Below are 15,841 nucleotides of genomic sequence, written 5' to 3'. Positions count from 1 at the left end.
TATACGGTTATAATCTAGAACAAAAATATTATCAAGTCAGGCTCATAATGTTATTTTAGTTAACATTTTTCAGATTAAAGTGAACTTTTAAATGTTAATATTGTTTTAAACTAAAATGTTGACTAATTATTGGAGTAAACTAATGGAAATTAAGAAAGTAAACACTACAGACCAAGATTTTAATAGACTGGTTCGTATGCTTGATAAGACACTGGCTAATTTTAACAATGATATTCAAATTACAGAAAAAAATGAGTATCATGTATTTAACTCAGTTACTGATCTATCAGATGCCTATGTTGCTTATAATGTTTACCAAGCAATTGGTTGTGTTGCCACTAAGCATTATTGCACAGGTGTATTAGAGATAAAAAGATTATTTGTGAACCTTACTGCTAGAGGAAATGGCATAGCAACGAAATTAATTAACAAATTAGAATCTCAGGCCTATTCGGATGGTTATACAAAACTAATCGTGGAAACAGGTAAAAATAATACTAATGCAATTCGTCTCTACACGAAAATGAATTATCAAGTAGTTGATAATTATTCACCTTATGATGGACTAAGTAATTCGGTTTGTATGTCAAAAAAATTATTATAAAATATCGTAAAAGTAAACACATATAAATAAAATGTTTAATGTCGTTATTAATTATGAAGTTAAGAGCAGGATGTTTAAAACAATTAAGTACAGTGATCACTATTTAGCAAAGACTTTGTTTAAAAAGACTTTGCTTTTTATTTTGATTTGAGTAACGGTTTCTTTTGGATTTTGGTATTTTCCAATAAATGATGCAGGAATAATATAGTTGATGGTAGATGGTGCCTGTTATTTTAAGCATTATGCTGACAGGTTTTGGTTGTATAAAAGTATCTTGTCTGTACGATTTTAAAATTACTATGATTCAATAAGCGTTTAAAAAATGTTGTGAAGGTTTTTTAAATAATTTATTTTTAACGCTTGTAAACGTCAATTGGTTTATTTTTTTCAACATATGTAGTTGTTTATGACAAGCACACTTATACTATTGACAAGTTAACTTGTCATATATATAATTAAAATTATGAAAGAAGGAAAATAAAATGAATGAAAAAAAGTTTTTAAAAGTTGCTCAGAAAGAAAATAGAGACGAAGGAAAATTATCCGAATTAAAAAACATGACAGCAGTACATTATGTAATGTTACTATTAGCATGGCTTTTTATATTTACTGTTAGGCTTTTTCAACATGAAAGAACTGATGATTTGTTTTTCATGATTCTCTTTCTTGCACTCGGCCATGAGTTATATATGTTAAAAAAGAAAAATTCATTTGTCACGATCATCACTGTAATTATATTGGTAGTGGCTAATGTCACGGCTGTGTGGTCGTTATTTGTATGAGTAATGAGCACTTAATTTTAAAAAATAATTTGAAAGTTGCACGAGCTGAAAAGACTATTAATCAAAATAATTTAGCAAAACTGGTTGGCGTTTCTCGACAGACAATTAGTAATATTGAAACATATGAGTATATTCCCTCGGCAAAATTGGCTTTATTGATTTGCATTGCTTTAGATAAAAAATTTGAAGAATTATTCTATTTTGAATAGTTAAGATGACCTAATATATTTGATTGTGTCATTTTTTTTGGTTAAAAAAGCTCATAGACGGACTCCCAGGGGCGTAGTACTGAGCATATATCTAGCGAACTGTTGACTTTCTTAGTAATAACATGGTCATTTCTTATAAGACATAACAATTTAATCCTAGTACAAATGTCACTGCCATTTTTAATTTTTTCATTGATAGGAATAATGATTATAAACCCCAAAAATTATAGTAGCTGAAGATTAACTGAACTGAAGTCTTTTGAAAATGACAATAAACTATATTAACCACTAAAAGAAAGTATGACCCGAATATCAATATTGTTTATATATAGTAATTACGAGAGCAAAAGAAACTGTTTTTGCTTTTTATTTTGAATTAAGAAAGAAGAGGTAGCCTCAATAATCCATAATGATGGGTTAGAAAATATCGGGGACAGTGGCAATCAGTTACTCAAATGGGTCACGAAAAACAATTATCATATTTCCGGACCTATGAGAGAAATTTATCCTACGGATCCAAATGATTCTGAAAAATCACTCACGGTTGAACTGCAATTGCCAGTAAATCAGTAACCAATGAATAATTCACTAGAAAATCAGGAGAAGGTAAAAGGGTGATTAAGTAATCGGTCTTTTTATTAGTTATAATTGTAATTATTACTGTTCAATGAATAGATAGCTTTGCTTAATCAATTAAAAAAATATGTTAAGAATATAATCAAAAACTTAATACGATTCATTTAATTTTGAAAATGGTATAAATGCTTCGGGACTAACTGAACTGGAAATTTGTTTTTCTAACCAATAAATATCCAACCATTGATTGTTTTTAAAACCAACTTTTTTGAATTGTCCGACAGTTTCGTAACCCATATGCTCATGAAAAGCAATACTTGTTTCATTAGCTCCTGTAATACATGCCATAATATTAACGACATGTTGACGACGTAAGTATTCTTCTAAAGAATTATATAGTCTGCGCCCTATGCCTTTACCCTGAGCATTTTTAGACAGATACACACTGACCTCAACTGTCCACTGATATGCATCACGCTCTTTATATTCGTGAGCATATGCATATCCTAAAATTGTTTCTCCATCTACCATGACAATATAGGGGTACGTAATTGTTATATCCCTTATACGTTGTTTAAAATCATCAAGTGATGGGACATCATATTCAAAGCTTGTTGTATTGTTTTCAATATAAGGTCTATAGATATCAATCAGTTGGTTAGCATCTTCTTTTGTGGCAATTCGAATAAACATATCAATTCTCCTAAAAAACATTTTGATTATTATTTTACTACGGAGAAATAGATAAGAAATAATTTGTGTCAATATTCTTGACACTACAATAGATAAACTAATTTTAAAAACATTTAGAAAGGATGAGGCTACTTAATTAGTAGCCTTTTTAGTTTAGAATCGTGAAAAATTGAAAGAAGTGCAAATTATACAAACTAGGTACGTTGTGGATTGTTAATGCTGCTGTAGTAGGTGAGTGCAAATGCAACTCAAGTAAGTACTGAAAAGAGCATTGATAGGACACAAGACACCGTTAAAAAAGGGTACATATTATGTTTTGAAAGGTAACATCAATTAGAAGAGTGTATCAAATATTGACGGTACAGAAACTGCCCACATTTCAACAATGGTTTGACCTGAGAAAAGCTAATCGATAGATGCATATTATTTGTAAAAATCGCTTTCATGATACAATTAGAGTTAAGTAAGAGAGGGGATTATTAGTTGCTATGGAAAATATTTTTAATTATTACTTTAGCTATGCCATACTTTTTATTATAATATCACTTGTGCTATCAATCATAACATTTCTTTTAATTAAGAAAAACCGGTATAGACTTTTGTGTGGTATGGCAACAATTGCAACTGTTTTTAGTTATTTTATATCATTATCTATTATTGTTATTCAGATCAATAATCAACTGCTAACATATATCTATTTAGCAGTCTTGGTTTTGATTTTTATACCTATTTTTTTACTGACATTTTTAAGCGCCTTTCTATTTATCTGGAATGGTATTATAGTTTGGCGACGTGAGAATCATTCAATCGGAAACATGTTAACATTAATTATCGGGGTTTTACTGCTAATAATTCCAACTGTTTTTAGCATTTTAAATCGATACATTCCAAACAATAAAATTATTGATTTTGTTGAAAATGTTTCTTACGGTTTTCAAAACTATTTAATTTTTTGGGTTTTAACTTTTCTCGCATCTTATATGATTACAAAGGTAGTGCATCCAAAATTTAACAAAGAATATGCGATTATTTTAGGTTCTGGTTTGTTGAATGGTGATACTGTTTCACCATTACTAGGATCAAGAATTATGGTAGCTGCTAATTTTAAAAATCAACAATTCAAAAAAAATAAAAAAACTATGAAATTAATCATGTCAGGTGGTCAAGGTAAAGATGAATTGTTGCCAGAAGCTGAAGCTATGAAAGCTTATGCAATTATGCATGGTGTGGCAGAATCAGATATTCTAGTAGAAAATCAGTCAAAAAATACCTATCAAAATATGCTTTTTTCTAAACAAGTTGTTGAAAAAAATGGATTTAATTTACAAAAAGGAATTTTTGCAACAAATGATTATCATGTTTTTAGAGCAGCTGGTTTTGCACATCTAGTAGGACTAAATATTGAGGGTATAGGGTCTAAGACCAGTAAATATTTCTTACCCAACGCTTTAATTCGTGAATATATAGCAATTCTTTCTAATCACAAAACATTTCATATAGCTTTTATGCTAATAATTGTGATTATTAATGCGTTGACATTCTTTATTGTTTAGAATACTTGAGGAAATGAAACATGAAAAAAATCAGTTTAATCATTGCAAGTGTATTAACATTATGTTTAGTTATTGGTCTTGCAATACAAACAAAAAATTATTACGATAACACTTATAAGTCATCAAAGGCATACACAAAGGTCCCGTTAAAAGTTCCCAACCGTGAACAGACAAAAGATGGCAGTGGTAATGTAATTAAGGATTCTTACAGTTATCAGTACAAGTTTGAATTTGTGAATGCTGAGGGTAATAAAAAAAGTATTCCCTTTGAACTCTCAGGTGCAAACGTGAAACCATTTAAACCAGGGACCTTTTTAGAAGCGAAAGTTTCTAACACTAGGATTGTGTATGGTCCAACTTTAATTAAACAAAATAAAGTACCAAAATCTGTTTTAAAACAAATCTCACTAATTGAATAGTACCTTTAGATGTTAATTCTATGAGCACAAAAAGCAAATATCGTGTTTGGATTGTCAGCATTGACAAACAACAAAATAACCGAAAAAAATAGATGAATTAGTTCAATTCATCTATTTTTTCTTTGGTTATTTTACCTGTCATTAAGTAATCTATATTCTTAGTAATCCATTCAACATCTTTATCCCACCAAGCTAGATCTTGTAACTGTGCAATAATATCATCTGAAAATCTTTTCCGAATTTGTTTGGCAGGATTTCCGGCAACGATTGAGTAAGCTGAAACATTGCTAGCTACAACACTGTTAGCACCAATAATAGCACCGTTTTCTACATGTACCCCTGGTAAAATTGTTACATTTTGACCTATCCAGACATCATTTTCTATGACAGTATTCCCTTTATTTGGTAAATCTCCAATTTCAGGAAGATGTCCAGACCACTCATCTCCCATAATATAGAAGGGGTAGGGTGTGATACCTTTCATAAGATGGTTAGCACCGTTCATTATGAATTCTACATCCGCGCCAATTGAACAAAATTTTCCAATAATTAATTTATCATTGATGAAATCATAATGATGTGTAACATGTTCTTCGAATTTCTTCGGTTCTTCATCTGAGAAATAGGTATATTTTCCAACCTCAATGTTAGGGTTAGTAACAACATTTTTTAAAAACACAATACTTTTGACGTTTTCATCAGGATATATTTTATTAGGATCTGGCACTTTAGTCATTACAGATACTCCTTAATTTTATTTACAGTTAATATGTTCTTTAAATGCTTTAAGCTTAACATAATTAAACAAACACTTAAATCATATTAAAATGAAATATTTTATATTAGATAACTTTAAAAAAATTAATTTTTCCAATTCGATTGAATATAAGTCAAAATTGCTGGAAACTTTACCATACCGTCTGATGCACGGAAATGAGCGCCAGTGGGGCAAAGAATAAACGGAATTTTTAGTTTTTCTGCCACTTCCTGACTGTATTTAAAGGGTATAATTGGGTCATTCATACTACTAATTATAATTGATTTATTTGAATCCAGGTTTAGAAGTTCTAGAGGTGCATGGACAAAAAATTCATCAAACATGTCAAATCCATGAACGTGTTGATCAAACGGAGAAACAAATATAATGCCTTTAGGGACTTTTTTAATCTTTATTAAATAACGAATTAAAGTCACGCAACCTAAGCTATGGCAAATAAAATAAGACGACTCTATTTCATCGATTTGGTTAACTAAAGCATTATCAAATTTTTCAACTTCTGCTACATCAGGCTTGTTGATACATATTTTTTTAATTTGAAATTCATTTTCAAGTTGTCGACCAATCCAATCAAGCCAGTTTACTGTCGGTGAACCACCATAACCATCAATTAAAAATATTTTTTTCATTGCGTTAAAAACCCTTCAAACATATTCTAGCCAATATCTTATGTGCATATAAATTACAAAGTTATAAAATCTAAAATTGCATACATTATTTCCTTGTTAATTGAAGGAACTGGAAATTTGATTATTTGATCTGGTGTCTGTTTAAGTGCATTATTGACTATTGCATATGAATAATCATTAACTACGACTTCATTAACGTCACTTTGTTGAGGTTCAAGATGAAACTGCAACCCAACAACATTTCCCTCATAAAGATATCCTTGATTTGATACTAGTTCACTACTGAAAAGCAGGGTTGCTTTTTCTGGTATTTCGAACATTTCTTCATGCCAATGCAACACTGGAAATTTGTCAGGAAAATTAGGAATGAAACAATTTTGCTTAATAATATTTGCCCATCCGACTTCTTTAAAAGGTGATTTGATAATTTTAGATCCAAGGACTTTAGCAATCTGCTGTGCACCATAGCAAGCACCAAAAATTGGTTTGTTTTTTCTTAAGAGTTCTTTGATTAGTTTTCTTTCTTTTACTATCCACGGCAGTTCATCATTAGGACTCATTGGACCACCTAGAATAATTAGTAGGTCGGTTTCAGATGCTTTTGGCAAAACACCGTCAAAAAAGTATGGATGATAGACAAAAAATTCGTGACCATGAGAAAAAGCCCAAGAGGCAATACTTCCTGGACCTTCATTTGGCGTGTGTTGAAGAACATTAATGCGCATAAAAAGCCTTTCCATCGACGGCAATGTTTACATAGGTATCGCCTGCACATCCCTATTCTTTTTTATTACTTTATATCACAATAGTCAGTTTGTCAAATTATAATTGGTCTAAAATATTGACATTTGTGAAATTTGTTGAAATTACTAATTTGTGAATTGGAAAAATAGGGTACATTTTTGTTTGTAAATTTTAAAGTTTCACAAGTATTTTTTGTGACTATAAACGTTGTTATAGCATTAATTTCTATAGCACATGTTATTTTAGTTAAGGCATAGTCTTAGTGCCCACTAGTAAATTTAATACCAATAATACCAATAATGAGCAAAACAACGAAGAACCACGTGAATATACTTAATTTGTCACCAAAAAATAAGACGCCAATAATGATTGAACCGATTGCTCCAACACCAGTCCATATTGGATAAGCAAAACTAAGAGGTAAGTTTTTGAGTGATAAAGAAAGCATGGCGAAGCTAATGATCATTCCAATAAAAGTTAATATAGTCCACCAAAAATGTGAGAATCCGTTACTAAGTTTCATGGTGCTAGACCAAACTACTTCAAAAATTCCAGCTAAAAATAAATAAACCCAAGTCATTTTTATTCTCCTTAAAATAAAAAAAAACAGTTCATGCCACATCTTCATTGACCTAATGATGTGGACATACTGTTTAGAAACTGTTCCCGGTGGAACACAATATTATATTTGTTAAATTGTTTTAACCATAATTAAATCAGTTTGTGGATCATTACCCATATTAAAGATATGACTGCCAACAAAATCAAAACCGAGATGTTGATAAAAGGCTTTAGCGTTTTGATTATGTTCCCACACACCTAACCAAATACGACGTTTTCCTAATTGCACGGCTCTTGTGGTCGCAATATTATATAAAATCTTTCCTAGCCCTTGTTTTTGAAATGCCTTACGAATGTAAATTCGTTCAATCTCTAAGGCATTTTCAAAATCATCTTCTGATTGCGCATCATTCACATTTAGCTTGAGATAACCCATAACTTCATTCGTGTCATTGAGTACGAAATAAAAAAATGAATTTTTATTTTCGAGTTCTGCGGATAGCTTTTCCAACTTGTAACTATTTACTAAGTAGTCTTGCATGTTTTGTTCTGTGTTTTGAGCTGCGAAAGTATCGTAAAAGGTTTCTGTGCTCACTTTTTGTAATTCATTGAGGTCCGTCAAGTCTAATTCTTTGATGTGCATATTTGTTTTCTCCATTGTTTAATAAAAAGACAAAAGCAGCCAATTACATTTCTTCAAAGACCTAATGAAATGCAATCAACTGCTTATTTTTAAGCAACGTTCCCAGTGGAACAATTGTTTTCATATTAGCATAATTTCACAAAGAGTTCAAATATGAAAAGACTTAATTATATGAAATACCAATCTAGACATCCCACACTTTGTACCTATGTTTAGCTTTGCTGTTAATTAAATATTTGTAGTTTAATAAGTTGAAATTATGACTTTAGAAGTTAAAAAAATTAAATCTTTGCCATGATATTAATACATTTAATTGATCAATCATCAATCGGTGGTAGTTTTATTTTGGTCTTCTCAATAACTAGCTTAGTTTCTTGGAGTGATTTGATTTACAAATGTAAGCGTCTGTGCTACTTCATCAGTTGTGAGTTAGGAAACAAAAGCAAGATTATTTTACTTTTAAAAATATATTCAATTCATTAATTATGCCAAATATGTTACAATACTAGGGCATTAAATACTGTATTGATTGCTTCAGCAAATTAAAACATGGAGGACTAATAAAAAATGCCTTACGTTATTTTTATTGCATTAGAGGCTGTAGTCAAATAAGGGTGTTCATTTGAAGATTAAATAAACTATGAGGTTAAAAAATGGACACCCGAAAAAAATCTAAATTATCAGTAGGATTACTTTGCTTATTAATTGGTTTTCCGCAAATAAGCGAGTCAATATTTACACCAATATTGCCAGCACTAAGCAAAGCATTAAAAGTTACTGATTCTAATATTCAGCTGACTGTAAGTATTTATTTTATTGGATTCGCTCTAGGCGTATTGATTTGGGGTATATTATCTGATAAGTATGGCAGAAAGCCAATCATGCTAATAGGAATTTTGATATATCTATTAGGCAATATTTCCTTACTTTATTCTAATAGCTTTTGCTTAATTATGATGAGTCGTTTTATTCAAGCTTTTGGCGCTAGTGTTGGATCTGTTATCACACAAGCAATCATGCGTGAAAGTTACTCAGGCTCAAAAGCTACCAAAGTTTTTGCGACTGTCGGCGCAGTTATCTCAATTGCACCAGCGATTGGGCCGATTATTGGTGCGCAACTAGTCACTCATTTTCATTATATGAGTGTATTCTTATTTCTAATAGTATTGGCCACAGTATTATTGATACTCACTTTTGTGAAGCTTCCTGAAACTAACTTGGTAAAATTTGATTATTCGGTAAAAGAATTAGTGACTGTTGCGTTCAAGTTGCTAAAGGACAAATTCGTTCTGTTGAATGCTTTTGCCATTGCAGTTTTCAATGCGATATTATTTAACTTTTACTCTGAAGCACCATTTATTTTTATTAATAATTTAAAACTTAGTACCAGTGCATACGGCAACACAGGTATTTTAATTGCTTTAGGAACGATTATAGGTGCTTATGTTGTTAATAAATTGGCCGTTAAAACTAGTAGTTTCAATGTTATTCTATTAGGAATCTGCATAGCCGTTGCCTGCTCAATTTTTTCAATCTGGGCTTTTGCTAGTGCCAATATTTTTATGATTTACATTGCAATCTTTGGCATATTCTTAGGCATCAATATTGCACTACCTGTTATTCTAAAAACTTCGTTATATGCTTATGAAGAAGTTATCGGGATTGCTAGTGGCATTTTTGGTCTTATGTATTACTGCATGATTGGCATTTTGACTTTTATCATGAGTGTCATTCATACTGGAAACATTTTAGTTTTTCCAATATATACTTTGACATTGGCAGTTGGCTTATCTATCCTAATTTTCGTCAATAAAAGCAGTTTTAAAAATATCTGATTAATTATTAAATTTCAAGGATTAATCATATTCTATGATTGATTTTTATTTTGCTAAAAATTATTGAAACGTGTGATCTCACAAAAATTAAAATGAGTTTTAAGCATAAAATTGAATAAATTAAGAGTTTGTACAGTTTGCCAAGTAATGTGCACAACACCATGTATCAATTTAACAGTGCATGTTAGAATAAAAAAGGTGATTAATATTATTGAAATCGATTTAATACAACATTTTTTATAATAAACGAGATAAATTATTTTTACTACATCACCATAGTTCTGGTTGTAAATTCTTTACTAGCATTTATCTAGAAATATTATTTCTAATGTGTTAAAATAACAATATTTAATAAGAGAAAGGTATATTCATGACACAAGTTCAATCAAAATGGATTAGTCGCGTACATTCAATTTTGTACGTATTATTAAATCAAGGGGTGGAGTCTGTCCATTTTTACAAAATTGAACGTGTTTAACAACCTAAATTAAGAGAACCATTCATTAATGGCTACCTCATTTTGGGGTAGTTTTTTTTGTGGTCAAAGGAAAATCATGAATATATTAGATTTAAATAAAATTACACAAAGTTTCGCTGGAAACGATATTTTATGCGACGTTACCTTTGCAATTGACGAGCAGGAAAAGGTGGCCATTGTTGGCCGTAACGGTAGTGGTAAATCAACCCTTTTAAAAATAATTACACAAGAAAGCCAGCCACAAAGTGGTACAATTGCGTTTCAAAAGGAAACAAAAATTGCCTACATTAGTCAACGTTTAAAAGTCATTGAACATCAAACAGTACTTGATATATTAAAATCGGGCTTTCAATCATTAATCTCAGTGAAAAAAGCAATGATCCATCTTGAAAATAAAATGGCATCGGGAGAAATACTATCTGAAAAGGACTATGACCGATATGGAAAATTACTAGATGATTTCCAATTGTTTGGTGGCTATGAAATGGAGGCAAAAATAGAGAGCGTAGCTAACGGATTGAGTATAGATAACTTATTGTCAAAAGAATGGCAAAACTTAAGTGGTGGACAAAAGGCAAAGGTTAAACTCGCATTGTCACTTGTTCAAGTCACCAATCTACTAGTTCTAGATGAACCAACAAACCATTTAGACTTAACAACGGATTGGCTAATTGATCACATTAAACATTATAGAGGGGCAGTTATCATAGCATCGCACGATCGCCATTTTATCGACCAAATTGCCACGAAAGTTATAGAAATTGAAGATGGATTATCATCTATATACAATGGAAACTACTCTTTCTATTTCCAGGAAAAACAAAAAAGAATTGCATTAGCATTGCAAAAATATCGCAATCAGCAGGACCGAGTGAAGAAAATGAAGCAAAGTATCCGTCAATTACAGGAATGGGCACACACTTATCATAATGAAAAATTTGCTTCTAGAGCCAGAAGTATGCAAAAAGCATTAGATAAAATTGAGGTTTTTCAGCGACCACGTATGGTAGAAAAAAATATGGTCATGAATTTAACAAAAGTTGAAAAGTCTAGTAAAATAATTTTTGAAGCCAAAGATATTGTGTTTCAGGTAGAGAAACAACAAGATCTTTTGAAAAATATTACTTTCACAGTAAAAAGAGGCAATCGTGTTGCTATTTTAGGTGATAATGGTGTCGGTAAAAGTACACTACTAAAACTTTTACTTGGGCTTGAGGAGGTAACAAGTGGTTCCATATATACTGGACCTAATTTATCGATAGGATATTTTTCGCAGTTTGAATCTGAGTTAGAAACGCAAAAGACCATTATTGAGTCATATATTAACCAGGTTCCAATGAGTGAGGCAGATGCTAGATATCAATTGTCAAAATTTTTATTCTTCAATACTGATGTTTTTAAAAAAGTTTGTAATTTATCAGGAGGTGAGCGTAAAAGACTGCGTTGGGCACAAATTATTGGCCAAAATCCAAATGTGCTCGTCTTAGACAAACCAACCAATGACCTGGACATTGGTTCCATTGAAATGTTGGAAGATACTTTAGATGATTATCAGGGAACAGTTATTGCTGTTTCTCACGATCGGTATTTTGTTAATAATCATTTTGATACTCATTACGCTTTAGAAAACAAACCACTAATCAAATTATAAAGGACAAAAAATGACAAATACAATAATAAGCTACTGGAACAATTTTTGTAAACAAAATAACATTAATAATAATACTGAATTTGATGCTTGGTCTTTCGGTGATGGCACATCTGAAATGGCCAATAATTTATCAAAACTGGTTGTGACAGGCCGTAAAACTGCAACTAGTTCTTCGCTAATTAGTTATGAATATGAAGATGAAAGGATGCCAGAAGTTAATCAGTACGATATCATTTTAGATGGGTCTAATCAGCCTGTTGCCGTCATTCAATATACAAAAATCGAAATTATGCCAATCAAGGAAGTTAGTGAACAGTTTGCTCGAAATGAGGGTGAAGGAGACCTGTCATTGTCATACTGGTATGCAGTTCATAAAGAATTCTTTTCCTCAGAGCTGGCTTCATGGAGAAAAGAATTCACCGATGAACTCATGGTTGTCTGTCAAACTTTTAAACTAGTTGATGTTCGTAAACTTTAATGGCTAACTATTTAGCTCCTGCGTGATTAGAAAAATAAACCGTACACTTCGTATAAAAAGTGTACGGTTTATTTTTCTAATCTGCGACTACTATCTTACCTTTTTTATCAAGTCATACCAAATTTCACCAGCATGATTTGATAAGGATTGTCCCATGTTTTTATAGCCATTTTTTTCGTAAAAGGCTATATTCTTCTCTAGACATGTCAGTGCAATTGTTTTGCTATTCTGTGTCTTGGCTTTATTATAAAATGCGTCTAATAATTGACTTCCAATATGAAATCCTTGAAAAGTAGGGTCTACCGCAATTGTTAACACCATTTGGTTTCCACCGACTATATCTTGTTCACGTATTTCTTCGTACATCCAATCAGCTATTCTATCTTCCTGAACGACAGGCCCAACGATAAAACCAACTACTTGATTATTAACAACACCGACTAAAAATGTTTCTTTTAACTTTTTGAGACGTTCTATGTATTGAAGTTTTGTACCGGCTTCTTCAGCTGTAAAGCCTAACTTTTCAATATTCAGAATCGCTGTTAAATCAGCTATATTTGCATTTCTAATTGATATATGAGAGGTTTGTTTATTATCTGTTTTGTTCATAACAAATGTCCTTTGCGTCTAGGATGTAGTATTAGTCAATAATAATAATTCATATTAACGTGTTCCGTATAGTATTAAAATAAAAGTGAGGTTTTATCAAGGCACATTCAATTTTTATAGGCGACAACGTTATTAATGAAGATAAAAATTTACAGTCATTTTTAATAACTTAATTTTATATGATTATCATCCATCAATCAAGCACAGGTACAGAGAGAAATGTCTAGTATTGTGTTGAAAAAAATCATAATATCAATGATATAGGACTTATTGGTACAAAACGGATTTGCACAACATATTTGTAAAAAAATAATCTATCAATCATTGTCACAAAGGATGAGTTAACAGCTTATATTGTTAAATTACTTACTGGCATATCAATCAAAGCAACCAGAAAATACGTCGTAAGTCTGCCCTAAAAGCCCAGAATACAAGCATCTTAGCGTCAAATTTTAGTTTAAATAATGAAGCAAGATCATTTTTAAAACACATTATGGATTAAACTAATGTCGGTTTAAGAAATCAACGGTATGGCTATTCAGATGAGAGATTATGAAAAGGAAAAATAACTATGCCAACAAAATATGGTTAAAAGATAAAACGTTGGAAAGTGGATAAACAAGGCTGTCAATTCAAATCTGTTTTGCTTGTAATTAACGTGATTTAGACTTGCTGATTAAGGGAACTGATCGCAATACCAAAAGTGGTTTAAATAAAATTGAAGAACAATTGAATCAAGCTAAAAGACAATTACGTGAAGCTGGTAGTTAACAAAATACTCTGATAAATTAAACAATAGTGATTGTATTTGTTCCAATAAATCGGTATACTAATCAGAACAAAGTGACAATCGAAGTCATGTTGAATGGAGGCAAATAATAATGGTTGACGTATATGTTGTAAGTGCTTTTAGTAAGGACAATGCTGGCGGTAATAAAGCTGGGCTTGTTTTTGATAGACCCGATTTAACTTCTGCTCAAAAAATGGCAATTGCCAAAGAACTGGGATATGCTGAGACGGCTTTTATAACCGAATCAAAATTAGCAGACTTTCGTTTAGAGTATTTCACACCTACGGAAGAAGTGCCACTTTGTGGACATGCCACAATTGCAACATTCGCCTTTCTGAACTTGACAAATAAATTATCTAAAAGTGATTATACAATAGAAACAAAGTCGGGTATTTTATCTATGAAAGTTGACACTGATGGCATGGTGTTTATGGAACAAAAGGTTCCTACATATTCCAATACGCTTACATCAGATTTATTTAATGCATGTTTAGATACAAATGCAATCGACTCAAAACTACCAATTCAGATTGTATCAACAGGATTGCGGGATATTCTTTTACCAGTAAGTTCAAGAAAAGCACTTCAAGAATTAAAGCCTGATTTCAAAGTTATGGCTGCCTTGAGTAAAGAACAAAATGTGGTTGGTGTTCATGCATTTTCACTTGAAGAGAGCGAGAGTGGAATTACTGCGATTTGTAGAAATTTTGCACCTCTTTATGATATTGATGAAGAGTCGGCAACAGGTACATCTAACTGTGCCTTGGCCTGCTATCTATTTAAATATGTAGCAAAGAAGTCACAATATATTTTTGAGCAGGGATACAATCTTAATAGCCCATCAAAAATTGTTGTTAATTTGACAACTCATGATGGGATTATTGATGGTGTATTTGTGGGTGGATATGGTTATTTAGTAGAAAATAAATCAGTATCGGTTTAAATGGTTAGCTAAGATCAGGATTAAAAAAGCACAACGCTGTATGTTTAGCGTTGTGCTTTTTTAATCCTCACTTAACATATTGGCTATTTGACAATGTAATCTACCGCATCTTTAAGCGTTTTAACATAGATAACCTTATCGCAATTACTCCGCTTATTGGTTTCTTGTTTTCCTGTACCAACGTGAACACCAAGCATGTCACAATCAAGGGCGAGCGTTATATCAGATGAGTATCTATCACCAATGATAATGGACTGACTATTTTCAAAATAATATTTTGCATGGGCTTGATCGATTAAACCTTTTTTTGGTTTTCTGCAATTACAATTCGTTTTTTCTGAATGAGGACAGATAAAGGCATCGTCAAAACCGACTGAAATAAGAGAATTGAAGAAGTCATAATAATTCATTTTACCGTCTTCAATATGTGTTTGATTTGAAAGACCGAATACTTTAATATTATTTCTTTTTAATTTATCAATAGCTTCCAAAGTATAGGGATATAATTTAAAGTCTTCTAAAGATTGAAAGTGTCCATTACCACCAATAGTACCATCACGGTCGATAAAAACAGTTGTGTATTGTTGATTTATCATGAAATTTTTCCTTGTAAACTGTGAAGTTGTGCTCATAGCAAAATACAATTTCAGACCATATTTTACTGGCTTTACCTTGTGGGGCAGTAATTGCGGTAGTTGTATCTGGTCTTTTAATTTATGAAAACCAGTACCGATATCGAAATAATTAAATATTACAAATCGATTTTCAAGTCTGTACACCATAATATTGTTATGTGTTTCGATTTTGATCAAACACTATAAAAATACCTTTCAACAACCATTGTTTAAGGTATTTTTATTTGCGCT

18 protein-coding genes are annotated in these 15,841 nt (G+C 31.4%); 10 read left to right on the top strand and 8 right to left on the bottom strand.

The window, feature by feature from the left end; translation table 11 throughout:
• The first annotated feature begins 142 nt into the window (after positions 1-142).
• The 4 genes from LKI_RS00965 (at position 143) to LKI_RS11230 (ending at position 2,168) form a co-directional block, all read left to right on the top strand.
• Positions 143-604, top strand: coding sequence for a GNAT family N-acetyltransferase (locus LKI_RS00965; RefSeq protein ID WP_013102249.1), 462 nt, complete (start codon positions 143-145; stop codon positions 602-604).
• A gap of 482 nt (positions 605-1,086) precedes the next feature.
• Entirely contained in the window at positions 1,087-1,386 is a 300-nt protein-coding gene (locus tag LKI_RS00960; protein ID WP_013102248.1) for a DUF6442 family protein, read from the top strand.
• Positions 1,383-1,595, top strand: a complete 213-nt coding sequence (locus LKI_RS00955) for a helix-turn-helix transcriptional regulator (RefSeq protein ID WP_013102247.1) — start codon at positions 1,383-1,385, stop codon at positions 1,593-1,595. Before LKI_RS00960 ends, LKI_RS00955 begins: the two co-directional genes overlap by 4 nt.
• Before the next feature lie 375 nt (positions 1,596-1,970).
• Positions 1,971-2,168, top strand: coding sequence for a GyrI-like domain-containing protein (locus LKI_RS11230; RefSeq protein ID WP_083774969.1), 198 nt, complete (start codon positions 1,971-1,973; stop codon positions 2,166-2,168).
• A 153-nt stretch (positions 2,169-2,321) separates the two neighbouring features.
• On the opposite strand, the gene LKI_RS00950 is transcribed toward LKI_RS11230, so the two are convergent.
• Positions 2,322-2,864 carry a GNAT family N-acetyltransferase gene (locus LKI_RS00950; RefSeq protein WP_013102245.1) on the bottom strand — a complete coding sequence of 181 codons (543 nt, stop codon included), beginning with the start codon at positions 2,862-2,864 and terminating at the stop codon, positions 2,322-2,324.
• A gap of 608 nt (positions 2,865-3,472) precedes the next feature.
• On the opposite strand from LKI_RS00950, the gene LKI_RS00945 reads away from it, so the two are divergent.
• Together LKI_RS00945 and LKI_RS00940 are read left to right on the top strand one after the other, a co-directional pair.
• Positions 3,473-4,417: a YdcF family protein gene (locus tag LKI_RS00945; protein WP_013102244.1), complete on the top strand. Its 945-nt coding sequence runs from the start codon at positions 3,473-3,475 to the stop codon at positions 4,415-4,417.
• A gap of 20 nt (positions 4,418-4,437) precedes the next feature.
• On the top strand, positions 4,438-4,836 hold the full coding sequence (locus LKI_RS00940) for a DUF1093 domain-containing protein (RefSeq protein ID WP_013102243.1): 399 nt from the start codon (positions 4,438-4,440) through the stop codon (positions 4,834-4,836).
• Between the two features lie 97 nt (positions 4,837-4,933).
• Here the strand turns inward: LKI_RS00940 and LKI_RS00935 are convergent, their stop codons facing one another.
• From LKI_RS00935 to LKI_RS00915, 5 genes are all read right to left on the bottom strand, one after another.
• Complete coding sequence (locus tag LKI_RS00935; RefSeq protein ID WP_013102242.1) at positions 4,934-5,572, bottom strand: CatB-related O-acetyltransferase; 639 nt, start codon at positions 5,570-5,572, stop codon at positions 4,934-4,936.
• 125 nt (positions 5,573-5,697) lie between these two features.
• Positions 5,698-6,243 (bottom strand): RBBP9/YdeN family alpha/beta hydrolase, encoded by a 546-nt coding sequence (locus LKI_RS00930; RefSeq protein ID WP_013102241.1) that lies wholly within the window; start codon positions 6,241-6,243, stop codon positions 5,698-5,700.
• A gap of 53 nt (positions 6,244-6,296) precedes the next feature.
• Positions 6,297-6,968 carry a type 1 glutamine amidotransferase gene (locus LKI_RS00925; protein WP_013102240.1) on the bottom strand — a complete coding sequence of 224 codons (672 nt, stop codon included), beginning with the start codon at positions 6,966-6,968 and terminating at the stop codon, positions 6,297-6,299.
• A 278-nt stretch (positions 6,969-7,246) separates the two neighbouring features.
• Entirely contained in the window at positions 7,247-7,567 is a 321-nt protein-coding gene (locus tag LKI_RS00920) for a DMT family transporter (protein ID WP_013102239.1), read from the bottom strand.
• Between the two features lie 111 nt (positions 7,568-7,678).
• Positions 7,679-8,191: a GNAT family N-acetyltransferase gene (locus LKI_RS00915; RefSeq protein ID WP_013102238.1), complete on the bottom strand. Its 513-nt coding sequence runs from the start codon at positions 8,189-8,191 to the stop codon at positions 7,679-7,681.
• A 653-nt stretch (positions 8,192-8,844) separates the two neighbouring features.
• Between LKI_RS00915 and LKI_RS00910 the strand changes: the two genes are divergently transcribed.
• The 3 genes from LKI_RS00910 (at position 8,845) to LKI_RS00900 (ending at position 12,633) form a co-directional block, all read left to right on the top strand.
• A complete protein-coding gene (locus LKI_RS00910) occupies positions 8,845-10,026 on the top strand; it encodes a multidrug effflux MFS transporter (RefSeq protein WP_013102237.1) in 1,182 nt (393 codons plus the stop codon).
• 554 nt (positions 10,027-10,580) lie between these two features.
• On the top strand, positions 10,581-12,155 hold the full coding sequence (locus LKI_RS00905; RefSeq protein WP_013102235.1) for an ABC-F family ATP-binding cassette domain-containing protein: 1,575 nt from the start codon (positions 10,581-10,583) through the stop codon (positions 12,153-12,155).
• A 10-nt stretch (positions 12,156-12,165) separates the two neighbouring features.
• Positions 12,166-12,633, top strand: a complete 468-nt coding sequence (locus tag LKI_RS00900) for an ASCH domain-containing protein (RefSeq protein ID WP_013102234.1) — start codon at positions 12,166-12,168, stop codon at positions 12,631-12,633.
• 90 nt (positions 12,634-12,723) lie between these two features.
• On the opposite strand, the gene LKI_RS00895 is transcribed toward LKI_RS00900, so the two are convergent.
• Positions 12,724-13,242, bottom strand: coding sequence for a GNAT family N-acetyltransferase (locus LKI_RS00895; RefSeq protein WP_013102233.1), 519 nt, complete (start codon positions 13,240-13,242; stop codon positions 12,724-12,726).
• Positions 13,243-14,123: 881 nt separating this feature from the next.
• Between LKI_RS00895 and LKI_RS00890 the strand changes: the two genes are divergently transcribed.
• A complete protein-coding gene (locus tag LKI_RS00890) occupies positions 14,124-14,975 on the top strand; it encodes a PhzF family phenazine biosynthesis protein (RefSeq protein WP_013102231.1) in 852 nt (283 codons plus the stop codon).
• Between the two features lie 83 nt (positions 14,976-15,058).
• On the opposite strand, the gene LKI_RS00885 is transcribed toward LKI_RS00890, so the two are convergent.
• On the bottom strand, positions 15,059-15,571 hold the full coding sequence (locus LKI_RS00885; protein ID WP_041773561.1) for an HAD-IIIA family hydrolase: 513 nt from the start codon (positions 15,569-15,571) through the stop codon (positions 15,059-15,061).
• Between the last annotated feature and the right edge of the window lie 270 nt (positions 15,572-15,841).

The organism is Leuconostoc kimchii IMSNU 11154 (genome assembly GCF_000092505.1).
GTDB lineage: Bacteria > Bacillota > Bacilli > Lactobacillales > Lactobacillaceae > Leuconostoc > Leuconostoc kimchii.
This window is presented reverse-complemented; position numbering and strand designations above follow the sequence as displayed.

What these genes read in the sequence shown, in the direction of transcription:
- LKI_RS00915 (WP_013102238.1), bottom strand. Translation starts at nt 8,191, where the DNA reads ATGCACATCAAAGAATTAGACTTGACGGACCTCAATGAATTACAAAAA.
- LKI_RS00930 (WP_013102241.1), bottom strand. Translation starts at nt 6,243, where the DNA reads ATGAAAAAAATATTTTTAATTGATGGTTATGGTGGTTCACCGACAGTA.
- LKI_RS00895 (WP_013102233.1), bottom strand. Translation starts at nt 13,242, where the DNA reads ATGAACAAAACAGATAATAAACAAACCTCTCATATATCAATTAGAAAT.
- LKI_RS00905 (WP_013102235.1), top strand. Translation starts at nt 10,581, where the DNA reads ATGAATATATTAGATTTAAATAAAATTACACAAAGTTTCGCTGGAAAC.
- LKI_RS00925 (WP_013102240.1), bottom strand. Translation starts at nt 6,968, where the DNA reads ATGCGCATTAATGTTCTTCAACACACGCCAAATGAAGGTCCAGGAAGT.
- LKI_RS00945 (WP_013102244.1), top strand. Translation starts at nt 3,473, where the DNA reads ATGGCAACAATTGCAACTGTTTTTAGTTATTTTATATCATTATCTATT.
- LKI_RS00910 (WP_013102237.1), top strand. Translation starts at nt 8,845, where the DNA reads ATGGACACCCGAAAAAAATCTAAATTATCAGTAGGATTACTTTGCTTA.
- LKI_RS00935 (WP_013102242.1), bottom strand. Translation starts at nt 5,572, where the DNA reads ATGACTAAAGTGCCAGATCCTAATAAAATATATCCTGATGAAAACGTC.
- LKI_RS00920 (WP_013102239.1), bottom strand. Translation starts at nt 7,567, where the DNA reads ATGACTTGGGTTTATTTATTTTTAGCTGGAATTTTTGAAGTAGTTTGG.
- LKI_RS00965 (WP_013102249.1), top strand. Translation starts at nt 143, where the DNA reads ATGGAAATTAAGAAAGTAAACACTACAGACCAAGATTTTAATAGACTG.
- LKI_RS00885 (WP_041773561.1), bottom strand. Translation starts at nt 15,571, where the DNA reads ATGATAAATCAACAATACACAACTGTTTTTATCGACCGTGATGGTACT.
- LKI_RS00900 (WP_013102234.1), top strand. Translation starts at nt 12,166, where the DNA reads ATGACAAATACAATAATAAGCTACTGGAACAATTTTTGTAAACAAAAT.
- LKI_RS00890 (WP_013102231.1), top strand. Translation starts at nt 14,124, where the DNA reads ATGGTTGACGTATATGTTGTAAGTGCTTTTAGTAAGGACAATGCTGGC.
- LKI_RS00955 (WP_013102247.1), top strand. Translation starts at nt 1,383, where the DNA reads ATGAGTAATGAGCACTTAATTTTAAAAAATAATTTGAAAGTTGCACGA.
- LKI_RS00940 (WP_013102243.1), top strand. Translation starts at nt 4,438, where the DNA reads ATGAAAAAAATCAGTTTAATCATTGCAAGTGTATTAACATTATGTTTA.
- LKI_RS00950 (WP_013102245.1), bottom strand. Translation starts at nt 2,864, where the DNA reads ATGTTTATTCGAATTGCCACAAAAGAAGATGCTAACCAACTGATTGAT.
- LKI_RS00960 (WP_013102248.1), top strand. Translation starts at nt 1,087, where the DNA reads ATGAATGAAAAAAAGTTTTTAAAAGTTGCTCAGAAAGAAAATAGAGAC.